14 protein-coding genes are annotated in these 16,003 nt (G+C 28.4%); 12 read left to right on the top strand and 2 right to left on the bottom strand.

The features are described 5' to 3' along the window. Window positions 1-69 precede the first annotated feature (69 nt). From HALO113_RS06770 to HALO113_RS06795, 6 genes are all read left to right on the top strand, one after another. On the top strand, window positions 70-837 hold the full coding sequence (locus HALO113_RS06770) for a glycosyltransferase (RefSeq protein WP_159778296.1): 768 nt from the start codon (window positions 70-72) through the stop codon (window positions 835-837). A 33-nt stretch (window positions 838-870) separates the two neighbouring features. After that, window positions 871-1,950 (top strand): radical SAM protein, encoded by a 1,080-nt coding sequence (locus tag HALO113_RS06775; protein WP_159778297.1) that lies wholly within the window; start codon window positions 871-873, stop codon window positions 1,948-1,950. Between the two features lie 3 nt (window positions 1,951-1,953). Further along, on the top strand, window positions 1,954-3,477 hold the full coding sequence (locus HALO113_RS06780) for a radical SAM protein (protein WP_159778298.1): 1,524 nt from the start codon (window positions 1,954-1,956) through the stop codon (window positions 3,475-3,477). Between the two features lie 10 nt (window positions 3,478-3,487). Further along, a complete protein-coding gene (locus HALO113_RS06785) occupies window positions 3,488-4,141 on the top strand; it encodes a methyltransferase (RefSeq protein WP_159778299.1) in 654 nt (217 codons plus the stop codon). Window positions 4,142-4,214: 73 nt separating this feature from the next. Beyond that, window positions 4,215-5,525 (top strand): serine hydrolase, encoded by a 1,311-nt coding sequence (locus HALO113_RS06790; protein WP_159778300.1) that lies wholly within the window; start codon window positions 4,215-4,217, stop codon window positions 5,523-5,525. Further along, window positions 5,525-6,256, top strand: a complete 732-nt coding sequence (locus tag HALO113_RS06795) for a nicotinamide mononucleotide transporter (RefSeq protein ID WP_159778301.1) — start codon at window positions 5,525-5,527, stop codon at window positions 6,254-6,256. Before HALO113_RS06790 ends, HALO113_RS06795 begins: the two co-directional genes overlap by 1 nt. Here HALO113_RS06795 and HALO113_RS06800 read toward each other — a convergent pair. Beyond that, the gene (locus HALO113_RS06800; RefSeq protein ID WP_159778302.1) at window positions 6,251-7,276 is read right to left on the bottom strand and encodes a LacI family DNA-binding transcriptional regulator; all 1,026 of its coding nucleotides are present in this window, start codon (window positions 7,274-7,276) and stop codon (window positions 6,251-6,253) included. The two genes, HALO113_RS06795 and HALO113_RS06800, sit on opposite strands and share 6 nt — an antisense overlap. Window positions 7,277-7,546: 270 nt before the next feature. On the opposite strand from HALO113_RS06800, the gene rplM reads away from it, so the two are divergent. The 6 genes from rplM (at window position 7,547) to HALO113_RS06830 (ending at window position 14,620) form a co-directional block, all read left to right on the top strand. Further along, window positions 7,547-8,002 carry a 50S ribosomal protein L13 gene (gene rplM / locus HALO113_RS06805; RefSeq protein WP_159778303.1) on the top strand — a complete coding sequence of 152 codons (456 nt, stop codon included), beginning with the start codon at window positions 7,547-7,549 and terminating at the stop codon, window positions 8,000-8,002. After that, window positions 8,002-8,388 (top strand): 30S ribosomal protein S9, encoded by a 387-nt coding sequence (gene rpsI / locus HALO113_RS06810; protein ID WP_159778304.1) that lies wholly within the window; start codon window positions 8,002-8,004, stop codon window positions 8,386-8,388. The genes rplM and rpsI overlap by 1 nt, the downstream gene beginning before the upstream one ends. A gap of 189 nt (window positions 8,389-8,577) precedes the next feature. Beyond that, a complete protein-coding gene (gene rpsB, locus HALO113_RS06815) occupies window positions 8,578-9,342 on the top strand; it encodes a 30S ribosomal protein S2 (RefSeq protein WP_159778305.1) in 765 nt (254 codons plus the stop codon). Window positions 9,343-9,483: 141 nt separating this feature from the next. Next, window positions 9,484-10,308, top strand: a complete 825-nt coding sequence (tsf, locus tag HALO113_RS06820) for a translation elongation factor Ts (RefSeq protein WP_159778306.1) — start codon at window positions 9,484-9,486, stop codon at window positions 10,306-10,308. A gap of 86 nt (window positions 10,309-10,394) precedes the next feature. Further along, a complete protein-coding gene (locus tag HALO113_RS06825) occupies window positions 10,395-14,066 on the top strand; it encodes a TraB/GumN family protein (protein WP_159778307.1) in 3,672 nt (1,223 codons plus the stop codon). Then, complete coding sequence (locus tag HALO113_RS06830; protein ID WP_159778308.1) at window positions 14,066-14,620, top strand: DNA-3-methyladenine glycosylase I; 555 nt, start codon at window positions 14,066-14,068, stop codon at window positions 14,618-14,620. The genes HALO113_RS06825 and HALO113_RS06830 overlap by 1 nt, the downstream gene beginning before the upstream one ends. Window positions 14,621-15,016: 396 nt before the next feature. Here the strand turns inward: HALO113_RS06830 and HALO113_RS06835 are convergent, their stop codons facing one another. Then, entirely contained in the window at window positions 15,017-15,436 is a 420-nt protein-coding gene (locus HALO113_RS06835) for a hypothetical protein (RefSeq protein ID WP_159778309.1), read from the bottom strand. Between the last annotated feature and the right edge of the window lie 567 nt (window positions 15,437-16,003).

Raw genomic sequence — 16,003 nt, forward strand, 5'->3', positions numbered from 1 at the left:
ATCAAATACAATCGCTTTATTAATTAATTACATTTTATTGCGTATCTACTTTCATAAAAAAATGAAAAAATGAAAATTAGTATTATCACCATAACATACAATCGCGCAAATTTGATAGGAGAAACAATTGAAAGTGTTTTAAATCAAACTTATCAAAATTTTGAACATATTATTATTGATGATGGTTCAACTGACAATACAGAAGAAGTTGTAAAAGGTTATAATGATGAGAGAATACTATATTTCAATTATCAAAAGACATCTAATTTGAGTACTTTAAGAAATTATGGTTTAAAACATTCCTCAGGTGATATAATTTCAATTCTTGACTCTGATGATTTATGGTTAAATAACAAACTTGAATTAATTATAAATATTTTTAAAAAAAACAATGAGATAAAGGTTATAACTCATAATATTAAATATTTCAAAAATATAAATTCTCCAAAAAAGGAGTATTACAACTATGAATCAGATTTCTTTAAAAACATTTTATATGAAGCAATGATGTTTAAAATTTTACCCTTCCCAATTATTATTTTTAAAAAAGAAATTTTAAATGAAATTACTTTTTTAAATAATTTTTATAAAGAAGGACTACAAGATTTTTTATTTAGAGTTGCTGCAAATTACAAGGTTTATTTCATTGCTAAACCATTAACTTTAATGAGACTTCATAATGGGAATACACATAGTAATATCAAAAACATTCCTTACTATTCAAATTATTTCTTTTCAACGACAAAGCTGCTTCTAAATAGAAAAATTAACTTAAATTTATTTATTAATGGAAATTACTTGAATTTAAAAAATTTAATAAAATATTTAATAAAGTAGACTAACATTAAATTCAATAATCTAATTTAAAAAATGATTCTAAAATCCTTTAAAAGAATTAATCAAGAGCTATCTCCTAAAAACTATTTTTTTGGACCAGAATGGATTGTACTTGGTGTAAATAATGTATGCAACTTACATTGTAAAATGTGTGATGTAGGAACGAAAACTTTAGAAACAAATTTTGCTCAAAATTTAATTGGAACGCACCCTTTAAATATGCCACTTGATTTAATAAAAAAAGTGATTGATCAAGTAGCAATACATTATCCAAAAGCAAAATTAGGTTATGCTTTTACTGAACCATTAGTTTATCCCCATTTAGAAACTTCATTACAATACGCTAAAGAAAAAAATATAAAAACTACAATTACAACCAATGCATTAACATTAAAACAAAATGCAAAAAGATTAGTTGATGCTAATTTAGGAGAATTATACATTTCATTAGATGGACCAGAAGAAATACACAACAAAATAAGAGGTCATAAAAAATCATTTCAAAAAGCAATTGAAGGAATTGAAGATATTTTTAAACTTAACCCAAAACAACCTGTCTCAGTATTTTGTGTAATTACTGAATGGAACATTGGTTACTTAAAAGAATTTATTGCGTTTTTTAAGGATTTTCCATTAAAAGAAATTGGTTTTATGCATACAAATTTTACTCCTCAATCTGTTGCAGACAATCACAATTTGATTTGGAAAACAAAATATAAAGCCACCGCATCAAATATTGACGAAATAAATATTGATAATTATAATTTAGAATTGCTTTGGAATGAAATTCAAGAAATAAAAAATGAAAAAACTTCCTTTAAAGTTATATTTTCTCCCGAAATTAGCTCTAAAGATAAATTAATAGAGTTCTATCACAACCCTGAAAAAATTATAGGAAAGAGATGTAATGATGTATTTTCAAATATTATGATTAAATCTGATGGAAGCGTAATTCCTTCTCACGGAAGGTGTTACAACTTAAATCTTGGCAACATTTATAACAATTCGTTGAAAGAAATTTGGAATACTAATGTATTAAAAGAATTTCGTTCTGATTTAATAAAAAATAATGGACTACTTCCTGCTTGTAGCAGATGTTGTAGCGCTTTTTAAATTATGGGAAATAACAAAACCATTATATTCAACCCTAAAAGTGCCAATGCGAAACATCGCATTCCAAATTCTATTTTACAGGTAGGTGCTTCCATTCATGGAAAATATGATTACGTTTTTGTAGATGGAAATTTAGAGAAAAATCCGTGGCAAACCATTGAAAACTATCTAAAAACAGGCGAATTTAAATATTTTGGTGCTACTGTAATGCCTGGTCCACAATTACGTCAAGCCATTCCATTTACAAAAAAAATCAAAGAACAATTTCCTCATATTGTTACGGTTTGGGGCGGTTATTTTGCATCCAACCAATATAAAGTTTCTTTAGATTCTGAATATGTAGATTATGTTATTAACGGTCCTGGTGACAATACTTTTCCAGAATTAATTCAAACTTTAGAAAATAATCAAAAGGAAAATTTAATACTCATCAAAAACTTAATCTTTAAAAATGAGAAGGGTGAAATCGTAAAAACTGCTGTTGAAGCACTACTCGATCAAGATACTTTGCCAAAATTTCCTTATGAATATCTCAATACTTTTTATCCTGTAAGAAATTATTTAGCAAAAACGTTTATGGGGCATAAAACATTATCGTACCATTCTAGTATGGGATGCCCATTTTCCTGCTCTTTTTGTGCAGTTGTGCCCATATATAATGCCAAATGGAAAGGGATGTCTGCTCAAAGAATTTATGAAGATGTACTTTATTTTAAAGAAAAATACAATATTGATGCCATTGAATTTCACGACAACAATTTCTTTACCTCTAAGAAAAGAGTGTTAGAATTTTCAGAATTAATTTTAAATGATAACATTAGTTATTGGGGCGAGGGAAGAATTGACACCATCAATATGTATAGTGATGAAGACCTAAAACTCATGCGAAAAGCGGGTTGCAAAATGATTTTCTTAGGTGCTGAAACGGGTAATGATTTGATTTTAAAACAAATGAATAAAGGTGGAACACAAACGGGACAAATGATTAAAGATTTTGTACTTCGAATGAAACATGCCGACATTGTTCCAGAGCTTTCTTTTGTTTTAGGTATGCCTGCCAAAACAGAGCAAGAAGTGTACAAACAAATTTTATGGGATATTAATTTTATCAAAGAAATTAAAGTAATTAACCCTAATGCGGAAATAATTATTTATTTATACAGTCCTGTTCCTACTGAAGGTTCAGAATTGTACCAACAAATTTTAGATGCTGGTTTTTCTTTTCCTGAAAAACTTGAAGATTGGATTTCACCAAGTTGGGAAAATTTTGATTTAAGGAAAAACCCTTTAACTCCTTGGTTAAAACCTTATATGATTGATACCATTAAAAATTTCGAAACCGTTTTAAATGGATATTATCCTACAGCTTCTGACTTTAGGATTAAAGGCTATAAAAAAAGACTACTAAAATTAGTGTCTGGGATTCGCTATAAAACCAATTTTTATCATTATCCTTACGAAATAAAAATACTCCATAAACTTTGGAAATACCGTCAACCTGAAATAGAAGGATTCTATTCAGAATGATACAAATCACATGAGAAAATTTATTAAAAAAATAACACATCCGTTTTTAAAATATGCTTTAAAAGTATATTATCATAAACCTAGAAAATATTGTTATGATTCGATTTGTGTTCAAGTCCATCCAAAAGTTTTTCCTCCTCATTTAACCTTTAGTACTAAAATACTATTAGATTTTATTCAACCACTAGATTTAAAAGACAAGACGTTTTTAGAATTAGGTTGTGGAAGCGGTATTATTGCTCTAATCGCAGCAAAAAAAGGTGCATTAGTTACTGCCACAGATATCAATCAAACGGCACTTAATTATTTGGATAAAAATGCAAAAAAAAACAATTTAACTGTCGAAATTACCTATTCTGATTTATTTGATTCGATTACAAAACATTCTTTTGATTATATCATAATAAATCCACCATATTATCCAAAAAAACCAAAAAATATAAAGGAAAATGCTTGGTTTTGTGGAGAAAATTTTGAGTATTTTGAAAAACTTTTCCACCAATTGCGTAATCGGAATAATTTACAAAACATTTTTATGATCTTATCAGAAGATTGTGATTTAAAAAAAATTAAAAGCATTGCCTCAAAAAACAATTTTACATTTCATCTCGTTGAAAGCAAAACTGTTTTTAAAGAAAAAAATTATATTTATTTGATAAATTAAGAGTATAATTTCAATTTAAAAGTAACATTATAAGCATTACCTTTACTAATAATAAAACTAGCATTACACACTCATGAAAAAAATAGTATTCCTTTTTCTATTTATCAACGTTTCTACTTTTGCACAAATACAACCAAGATTACAACGCATAGATAGTTTACTGCATTATTTAGAATCAAATAATAAATTTATGGGTTCGTTAGCTATTCGTGAAGGAGAAAACATCGTTTTTTCAAAGGCCTATGGATATCGTAATCAAGAAATAAAAGAAAAAGTCGATTCAAATACAAAATATAAAATTGGCTCTATTAGTAAAACTTTTACAGCCATTATCATTATGCAACTTATAGAAGAGAAAAAGTTAAAATTAGAAACTCCTCTAGCTACTTTTTTTCCTAAAGTAAAAAATGCAGAGAAAATTACAATCTCTCAATTATTACATCAGCGCACAGGAATTCCAGATTATATTAATCAAGATTCCTTAACAAAAGAAGAATTAACCGCTCCCGATATTAAAGAAGCCATCTATACTAAAATAGAAAATTACGATTCTTTATTTGAACCCGACAGCAAATTTCAATACAGCAATTCCAATTATTATCTTTTAGGAGGTATTATTGAAAAGGTAACCAAAAAGTCATACCGCGAAAATATTGAAAAAAGAATTTGCCATAAAATAGGTTTAAAAAACACCTATTATCCAACAGAAAAAGTACAAACTAATTTTAACGAAAGTTATTCCTATATCTTTAAAGATAACCAATGGAAAAAAGTAGAAGAATGGGATTTTGATACCGCTTTTGCAGCTGGTGCTCTCATTTCAACTCCAAATGATTTAACGTTATTAATGGAAGCTTTATTCCAAGGTAAATTAGTAAAAAAGACAAGTTTAGAAGCTATGATTACTATTAAAGAAGGCTATGGGAAAGCGTTATTCCAATTTCCCTTTGGAGAAAGACGTTTTTATGGTCATTCAGGTGGTATTGAAAGTTTTCGTTCCAATGTAGGTTACTATCCAACAGAAAAATTAGGTATTTCGTTAATCGTTAATGGAGATAATTACAATATCAACGACATTATGATTGGTATTTTAAGCATCTATTACAAAATACCCTACCCTTTTCCAAGTTTTGAAAAAATCAATCAAACGCTCATAAATAAATATTCTGGCACCTATGCTTCCAAAGATATTCCTCTAAAAATCACCATTTTTGAAAAAGAGGGAGAACTTTTAGCACAAGCTACAGGACAAGGTTCGTTTCCACTGACTCTAAAAGACGAAAAAACATTTATTTTTGCACAAGCGGGAATAGAAATCATATTCAGTGAAAACACGCTTGAATTACATCAAGGCGGTGGAAAATTCAACTTTACAAAAGAATAATGTTTATAAATCTACATTTATCAAATAATTTAATTACAAAAATAAAAGCAATTACTAATAGTAACTATCTAGATATTATTGGTCTTGCTATTGTTATAACCGCATCGTTAACACTTAACTATCACAAAACCATCTTTAATTTTACTTTTAATCATAAAAATTATACTTTTTTCTTAGGATATATTTCTATTGTTAATACTTGTCTTTCAATGATTGGTAATAGATTAGTTACTAAGAAAAATAATATTGGTAATTTTATAACCACTTGTAATACATTCTTAAGTGGTTCTATTGATTATTTATTAGGAAATGTAGGGGCTATTTTAACTTATCCTGTAAGTTTTATAGGAAATTATCTTGTTTTCAATGCTTGGAAAAAAAGTAAATTTCTTAGAAAAATAGATTTTATTTTTTACAAAAATATCATTCTAGGTTTTATTTTGTCGTTTACTTTAAATTTTTTAGCATTCAAATATTTATCCTCAACCGAATTGAATATCAAACTATTTTTTGCCGTTTCAATTCCAGCCGGACTAACATTTGGAGGAACATTTAATACGGCAAGAATGTATCCAGACAACTGGTTATTATGGCAAATTTATAATTTCACTAAATTAATCCAAAACCTATTATTATTAAATATAGCCAACTCGGCAAAGTATATTTTTTATTTATTCAATGCAATTATTGGATATATAACATGGCGAGATGATAAAGCCAAACAATTATAATTTTCTAGTAGAATCTCTTTGACGCAACTCTGTTTTTATAACTATTGTTTTATAGTCAAAGGTTTCATCCTCCTTTGCATTCAAACGATCAATTAATAAGGTAGCCGATTTTTCTCCTATTTCAGGTGCATGCTGACTTACAGTAGAAAGACTTGGCGTTAATCGACGCGACCAAGTACCATCTGCAAATCCAATTATATTTAATTCGTCAGGAATTTGATATCCATTTTGAAGCGCTAACTTCATGGCTTTAGTAGCAGAATATTCATCAACAGCAAAAATGCCATCTACATCTTTAGATTGCAACAAGGTTTTTATTCTTTCATCAAAATTCTCATCTTCATCTCCAATAAGGATTAAACTATTCTCCAAAGCTACTTGATTTAAATCCAAAGCTTTTCTATAACCTTCAAAACGTAATTTACCAACACTTAAATTATCAATTGTTGAAAGTAAAGCAATTTTTTTACATCCAATTTTTATCAAATGTTGCGTGGCATCAAATGCAGAATCTAAATCATCTACTATAACTTTATCCGATTTAACCAAATCAGTAATTCTGTCAAACATAACAATGGGAGTCCCACTTTTAATAATAGAATTATAATGTTGAAAGTTTTTTGTAGTTTGTGTTTCTTCAGCCATCGACAAAATAAAACCATCTACAGCACCATTATTCAACATTTCCATTAATTGTTTTTCTCTTTCCAATGATTCATTTGAAATGGCAGTCACAATATTATACCCTCTTTTTCGAGCCACTTCTTCAATACCACTAAAAACTTTAGCAAAAAAAGAATTTAAAATATTAGGAATAATTACTCCAATCGTATTTGACTTTTGATACTTCAAATTTTTCGCCATCAAATTAGGCTTATAATTCTTTAGTGCTGCAAACTCTTTAATTTTATCTTTTGTAGCTTGACTAATTTCTTGGCTATCACTCAATGCCTTAGAAACAGTAGAAACACTTACTCCTAATTCTTTTGCGATTTGTTTTAAAGTTGCTTTAGCTTTCATGAATACAAAAGTTTTTTTAAGTACAAATTATTTATTTAATAAATATCAAATTAATTCAAAATATGAATTAAAAATTACTTTGTAAAAATAACAATTTATATCAAGTTAACTAATCCTATTTTATTCAATTACCAAATTGATTTACTATCAACACATTAGTTATTAAATAAAATAAAAATATTATTGCAAGACCATTTGCATTTATAAGAAATAATTGTACTTTTGCACTCCCTTAATTGGGAATGGAATGTTTAATTTAAATAAATTATTGTGAACACATTAAGCTACAAGACAGTATCAGCTAATAAAGCAACTGCTCAAAAAGAGTGGATTGTAGTAGATGCTGAAGGTCATAACTTAGGTCGCTTTGCTTCTAAAGTAGCTATGCTATTAAGAGGTAAATACAAACCAAGTTATACACCACACGTTGATTGTGGAGATAACGTAATTGTTATCAACGCAGAAAAAATCAACCTTACTGGTAACAAGCTAGACGACAAAATCTATTTGCGTCATACAGGTTACCCAGGAGGTCAAAGAACTTTAACTGCTAAAGTACAGCAACAAAAAAATCCAGCTGTATTAGTAGAAAAAGCTGTAAAAGGAATGTTACCTAAAAACAAATTAGGAGCTGAATTATTCCGAAATTTAAATGTATATGTAGGTACTGAGCACAAACATGAGGCTCAAAAACCTAAAACCGTAAACCTAAACGATCTTAAGTAATGGCAGTTATTCACAAAATCGGTAGAAGAAAATGTGCTGTTGCACGTGTTTATGTTACAGAAGGAACAGGAAAAATTACTGTAAACAAAAGAGAATTTACAACTTACTTCCCAACTGCTACTTTACAATATAAAGTAATGCAACCTTTAGCAATGACTGAAAATGCAGGAAACTTTGATGTAAAAGTAAATGTATATGGCGGAGGAACTACAGGACAAGCAGAAGCTGTGAGAATGGCTTTAGCAAGAGTAATGTGTGAAGTTGAAGCTGAAAACAGAGCTATTTTAAAACCAGAAGGATTATTAACTAGAGATCCTAGAATGGTTGAGCGTAAGAAATTTGGTCAGAAAAAAGCACGTAAGAGATTCCAATTCTCGAAACGTTAATATTCGAATATTATCCGAATATTTTTTTCAACAAATTATTACAATTAAAATTGAATTTAAAAACAAGTTGTCGATATTCCTTATTAAAAAGGGAATTAGTTTAGCATCTAAATGAAGCCTAAAGCCTAAAGCTGAAAGCTTGAAGCCAAACGGAACATTGCTATAACACGGAACGTAAACTATTACACAATGGCAAACAAAATTGACGTTAAAGAATTATTAGAAGCAGGTGTACACTTTGGACACATGACTCGTAAATGGGATCCAAACATGGCTCCTTACATTTATATGGAACGTAATGGTATTCACATTATCAATCTATATAAAACTGCAGCAAAAATCGAAGAAGCTAACGAAGCTTTGAAAAAAATCGCTGCATCAGGAAGAAAAATATTATTCGTAGCTACTAAAAAACAAGCTAAAGATATCGTTGCTGAAAAAGCAGCAGCTTGTAACATGCCTTACATCACTGAAAGATGGCCAGGTGGTATGTTAACTAACTTCATCACTATTCGTAAAGCGGTTAAAAAAATGGCTTCTATCGATAGAATGAAAAAAGATGGTACTTTTAATACACTTTCTAAAAAAGAAAAATTACAAGTAGATCGTCTACGTGCTAAATTAGAGAAAAACTTAGGTTCTATCGCAGACATGTCTAGACTACCTGCTGCTCTATTTGTAGTAGACGTTAAAGCTGAACACATCGCAATAAAAGAAGCTCAAAAATTAAACATTCCAGTTTTTGCAATGGTTGATACAAACTCGGACCCACGTCCTATTGATTTTGTTATTCCAGCAAATGATGATGCTTCTAAATCAATTGAAAAAGTTCTAGGATTAGTTTCTAGTGCTATCATTGAAGGTCTTTCTGATAGAAAGTCTGATAAAGATGAAGAGCAACCAGTTAAAGAAGTAGAAGCTGTTCAAGCTCCTAAAACTGAAACTGAAGAATAAATATAACAAATTCCAATATTAAGATTCCACATTCCAAAAAATCGAAAACAATTGTTGATGATTTAATAAAGTTGGAATTTGGGTTTTGAAATTGGAATTTCTTTTTTTTACAAAAAAATTTAATCTTAAAATAAAAAACATATGGCAACAATTACTGCTGCAGACGTAAATAAATTAAGAACTATTACAGGTGCTGGTATGATGGATTGCAAAAAAGCACTTGTTGAAGCAGATGGAGATTTTGATTTAGCTATCGAAAACCTTCGTAAAAAAGGACAAAAAGTGGCTGCAAACCGTTCTGATAGAGAATCTACAGAAGGTGCTGCAATTGCTGTTGTAAATGCTGACAAAACTGCTGGTGTTGTAATCACATTAAACTGTGAAACAGATTTCGTAGGTAAAAACGAAAGTTTTATAAAATTAGCTACAGATTTAGCAAACCAAGCTTTAAATTATGCAACTAAAGAAGAATTATTAGCTTCTGATTTCAATGGAATTACTGTTGCTGAAAAATTAATTGAGCAGACTGGTGTAATTGGAGAAAAAATCGAAATCGGTTCTTTTGAAAGATTAGAAGGTGCTTTCGTTGGTTCTTACATTCATGCTGGTAATAAAATTGCGGTTTTAACATCTTTATCTGCTAATGTAGAAGGTGCTGAAGAAGCTGCAAGAAACGTTTCTATGCAAGCTGCTGCAATGAACCCAATCGCTTTAAACGAAGCTGGTGTTGATGCTGCAATCATCGAAAAAGAAATTGAAATCGCTAAAGAACAACTAAGAGCTGAAGGTAAACCAGAAGCCATGTTAGATAACATTTCTAAAGGTAAAATTCAACGTTTCTATAAAGATAACACTTTAGTTAATCAAGATTATATTAAAGATAACTCAATGAATGTAGCTTCATATGTTAAATCAGTAAGTGGAGATTTAACTGTTACAGGATTTAAAAGAGTAGCTTTAGGTTAATATTTTAACTAACTCAATAATACAAAACCTCAATCTAACTTCTGATTGAGGTTTTTTTATGATATATTTGTTTAAAATATATTATTTTGAAAAAAATTACCATTATAGTTACATTCTTTATTTATTGTTGTTTATTTAGTCAAACTGAAAATAGCATGCTATGGGAAATCAGTGGAAATGGTTTACAAAAGAAATCCTTTCTATATGGTACTATGCATGTAAGCGACAAAGTATCCTATAACTTATCTGATTCTTTTTTTGATGCATTATTAAATTCAGATATTGTAGCCAATGAAAGCAATCCTGAAACTTGGGGAACCGTTTCTAATTTAATGAAAGAAAAAGAATATTTATATTCGGGTCAATTATACAGTTCTTTTTACATAAACCCTATTAGCAAAAGTAAAATTATTGCTATGTTTAATAATAAAAGTCATTTCTTTTATAATTATTTATCATTATCAGAAAACAAAAATGCTGATTATGAAGAAAACGCTGTATTAGACATGTTTATTAGTCAAGCAGGCAGAAAGTATGGAAAAGAAATTACAGGCCTAGAAGATGCTGTAGAATCTATGATTCCACTATTACAAATTAATGCTACCGATGCCACACCTAAAGAAGAAAATATTCAACTGTTATACAAAATTTTAAAAAGAAAATCATTTGGTGAGGCCACAGTAGATTTCTACAGAGAGAAAAACATTACCATTTTAGATTCTATTTATAAACTTGCCTTTTCTAAAAAAGCTCATGAAGCCTTAATTATTAATCGCAATAAAGTTATGGCCGACAGCATTGCTTCCATTTCAAAAAGAGGTAGTCTTTTTGCTGCTGTAGGCGCAGCACATCTAGCCGGTAAAGAAGGAATTATCAATCTATTAATTCAAAAAGGATATACCGTAAAACCCATTTTTAGTCAACTTACTGCAAAGGGAGAAAAACAAAAAAAACAGATAGAAACGTTTTTTAAAAAACCTATTTTTACCCTTTTTACCTCACCAGACAAAATGCTAGAAATTCCATTATTAGCCAATGAAATTACTGAAGAAGGTGTCATAGGTTCACCAGATTATGCAAATGGAGGTTTAATTAGAATTATTAGAAATAATCACAATTATTTCATAAAGCCTAAATCCGATTTTTACAATCCTAAATCGTTAGACAGCCTATTTTATGAAAACGTTCCAGGTACTATCTTAAATAAAGAATATGTAGAAAAAAACAGTTTATCTTACTACGATATTAAAAACAAAACAAAGACAGGTAATTACCAACATTACCGTTTTTATATTACTCCATTAGAAATTATAATGATTTCTATGTCGGGATTAAATAATTATACTACACTTTTTGAAAATGAAGTATTTGAAAAGATTAATATAAAACCTATTTCTAACACTTGGGAAGAATTAAATATACCTAATAGTTCATTTACAATAAATTTACCCAGTTTTTATACTATTAGCGAACATGAAAAAAACAAAAGCAACAATTACAACGTCCAATCCTATCTAAAAGAAGATGATAGCTATTATTTTGTCATGGAACGCAATTTAAATGATAATCGCACATTGGAAAATAATGAATTTGAACACAAACAAATTCACTATCAATTTTATTTACAACATGATATCGATTCTACACAAACACGCTTTGAAAAGGAGGCTTTTCTTTCAGAATCTCAAATTGGTTCCAAAAAAATACAATTAAAATCAATTATTTTTGGAAATAAATACTATCTATTAGGAACGGTTAAAGCTTCAGAAACTAACAAAAACTTATTTTTTAATTCATTCCAATTAAAAAAACCTGTTAATAATGAGAATTTCATCATTTATCAGGATAGTATTGCGAATTATAAAATTAATATTCCCGAAAAGGAAAACAAAAAATTATTCTTAAATATCAGAAAAGATATTGCTCCTGATTCCAATCCTTTATCAGCTCAATTTAAAGATTTTACTTTCAAATCTGAAACAGGAAAAACAGTTTCGTTAGAAATAAATAAATTTCATACCTATGAGACTATTAAAAATTTAGATTCCATCAAAAAATTTTTCAAAAATTACACCTTGAATTTGCAAGATAATATGTATCAATACGATGATTATAATTATGATGATTTTGATTATGATGATGATTATGCAAGCAATGGAACTTCTCTATTAAGCTATCATATGTATTCCAAAAAAGGTTTTAAGATGAGTAACTGGTGGAATTTATTTAGAAAGGATAAACCAATTTCATTTGTTCTTAATGAAAAAGAAACAACATCCAAAAATAAATATACTTATGAAGCGCTAGTTACTAATAAAAAAGCCTCACAAGCAGTAAAATACAAACTAATATTCGATACTGATCGATATTATATTTTACAATCTTTAGTACCCAAAGATTATAAAAATGATGATGTTTTTATTGAGAATGCTTTTAATAGCTTTGAGATTTTACCTTTTGAAAAAAAGAATAGCCTCTTTGAAACAAAAATTAATCGTTTCATTACCGATGCTTCCAGTTCTAATGACACATTAAGAAAAAATGCTTTAAATTCTATCTATAAACTGGAATTTGAAGAATCAGATTTTGATGTAATTACTTTTTTTATAAATAAATTTAACTTTAAAAAAACAGAATTATACGCAAAGAATCATCTAATTAAAAAAATTGGATTCTTAAAAAATGAAAGAGTTCTACCCTATTTAGAAAAAATTTACAAACAGGATAATAGTAATTCAGAAACACAAATTAATGTTTTAATAGCGTTATCTAATAATAATACCAAAGAGAGTTATCAAAAAATAATTGAATTACTAGAATACGACTTACCCGTTTCTGACAATCAATATGATATTACAAGCATGTTCAACAACTTCAGCAACAACCCTGAACATGCTAAAGAATTATTTCCTAATATTTTTCAGTTTTACAGTATTAAAGAATATCAAAATCCTTTACTCTCATTTTGTCATGAATTATTAGAGCAAGACTTTATAAATATCAAAAAAATAAAAGCGTTTAACAAAATGATTTTAACCAATGCAAAGTTAGAGTTTAAAAGAGTTAAAAGCTGGAAAACAAATAATTTATTAGAAGAAGACGAAAAAGATCCAGATGATTATTATGAAGAGAATGCACCCGTTGAAGACATAATTATTTTCTTAAATATTATTTACAAATACCCTAAAGACAAAAACACTATCGATTTTATTGAAAAAATTAAAAACCTAAATATTCCTGAATTAAACATAGAATTGTTGCGTCTTAAATTTGTATCCAATACAATTGAAAATAAAGATATTAAAGACGGATTATTAGATAAAAATTTGGCTTTTATAACTATCCAACTTATGGCCAACAAAAACATGCCTATAGAGCTAGAAAATGACAGTATTGCTTTAGCCGCTTTACACAATTTTTATACAATCAAAAAAACAGATTCTATAGCCTTTATTTCTAAGAAAATAACAGATTATGAAAACAAGAAAATAATTTTCTATTTTTATTCTGTTAAAGAAAAAGAGGACACTTCCTTTTCAAAAAACATAAGAACTATTGCCTTTTTCATGAACAATACTAAAATTGACCCTACTGCTTTCTCTACATTTTATGTAAAAACTATTGAAGAAGATGAAAATGAAGAAGACAAACTAGAAGCAATCATTAAGGAATCTTTAAATAGCCATCATTTTAGAGCTAGTTATGAAAAAGAAAAAGAAGAGCTTTATAATCCAAATAATTTTTACGAAGATTTCTAATGAAAACAAGATGCGCTTGGTGTGAAAAAGACGATTTATATCGTGCTTATCACGATAACGAATGGGGAAAACCAGTTTATGACGACCCTACACTATTTGAATTTTTAATTTTGGAAACGTTTCAAGCAGGCTTAAGTTGGTACACGGTCTTAGCCAAACGTGAAAATTTCAGAAATGCTTTTGACCAATTTAATCTAACCAAAGTAGCGCAATATGATGAAACAAAAATCGAAGCACTTTGTCAAGATACAGGTATCATTAGAAACAAATTAAAAATTAAAGCAGCTGTAACCAATGCGCAAGCTTTTATAAAAATACAAGAAGAATTTGGTAGTTTTTCCGAATACATTTGGGGCTTTGTGGATGGCAAACCCATCGATAACAAACCGAAAACCTTAAAAGAGGTTCCAGCCACTACTCCATTATCAGATGTACTAAGTAAGGATTTAAAGAAAAGAGGTTTTAAATTTGTGGGTTCTACTGTAGTGTATGCCCACATGCAAGCCACAGGAATGGTTAATGATCATATAGCAGATTGTTTTACTAGGAAATAACGTATTTTTTTTAAAAAGTCTTATCTATGAAAGAAAATGACTTTGTTATAAATAGCCAAAATCAGGCTGTTTTTTACTTAAAAAGGCTTCAAAAGCATCAAAAATAGCAAAAAAAGCGCCATTTTTATACATTTTTAAATCGCATGATATTATAAAAAATAATATTTAAAGCAATTTGACTATTATACCAACTGCGCAAGGTCTCCCTACTTAGAAAACCGGAATAAAGTAACGACACTACAAAATAAAAGCAACTCGTCAAAAGAGTTGCTTTTTGTTTTTATTATTTAGCGCAAAGTGAGGACACTTTGCTCAGCACCAAACGTTTTTAAGGAACACTTCGCTCAGCTGGGGTTTATCATATATTTAAATCTTTAATTTTTTCAAAGGTTACACTCAATGAAGATGAGTTTCGCTATTGTTGGGTAAGTTTTCAATAAATATAACAATATCGTTATTTATATAGGTTAACTGATTATTAATAGTTAGCTTATAATTGTTATTATCTCCATAAATTTCGAAGTAAAAGCTTTCATACGAAACATTGTTGTATAGCTTACAAAGATAATGAGTAAAAGTATCTCTATTATTAATTTTGCTTGGAGTATCAATTTCTTTAATTAAATTAACTAACTTTCTTAAAGCCTTTTTGTCTCTAATATCCCACGAATGTACTTTTTTATGATTATCATATTTGACTACTTTGAAATTATCATAATTCCTTTCATCTATATTGATTAAAAATTTATAAGTTCTATAAGTATTATAGGATAAAACACAAAAAGAACTTATACATAAAATGATTAATATCATCATATAAATATTAATATGTTTAATCTTACTATTCTTAAAAACACTTTTTTTTAATGTCAACAATAGTAGCAAAAAAATGAAAAAAGCTAAAATATAACTAATAATATGATACTTCATTTTCAATAAATTTAATTTTTACAATTTTTCTTTATCAGATTGATTGATTTGTTCTTCACTTTTATGAGGTGTAAAAATTGTAGTTGTGGTTCCTGAGGCAGAGTACCCTACTGATGTACTTAGAGGAGAAATACTTAATCCATAACCATTATAAGTATGTCCAATAATATAATTCCCTCCTACATTTACTCCTGCTTCAGTCGGAATATTTACATTAAAAGAGTATTCAACACCTTCTAAATCAAAAAGATGAAGCTCCTTTCCGTATTCTTTATTATAAAATGCATTAATATTGAAAGCGTCTAATGAGAAAATTTTTATTTCATTAGAAACTTCTGTACCTAAACTATAACCAGCACCAAAACCGTCATCTGCATGGAAAATTGATAAACTATATATTCATTTATTTTTTATTTTATAAATCCAAACCAGTATTAACCCAGCTGAGATAAG

Source organism: Flavobacterium sp. 9AF (assembly GCF_902506265.1).
GTDB lineage: Bacteria > Bacteroidota > Bacteroidia > Flavobacteriales > Flavobacteriaceae > Flavobacterium.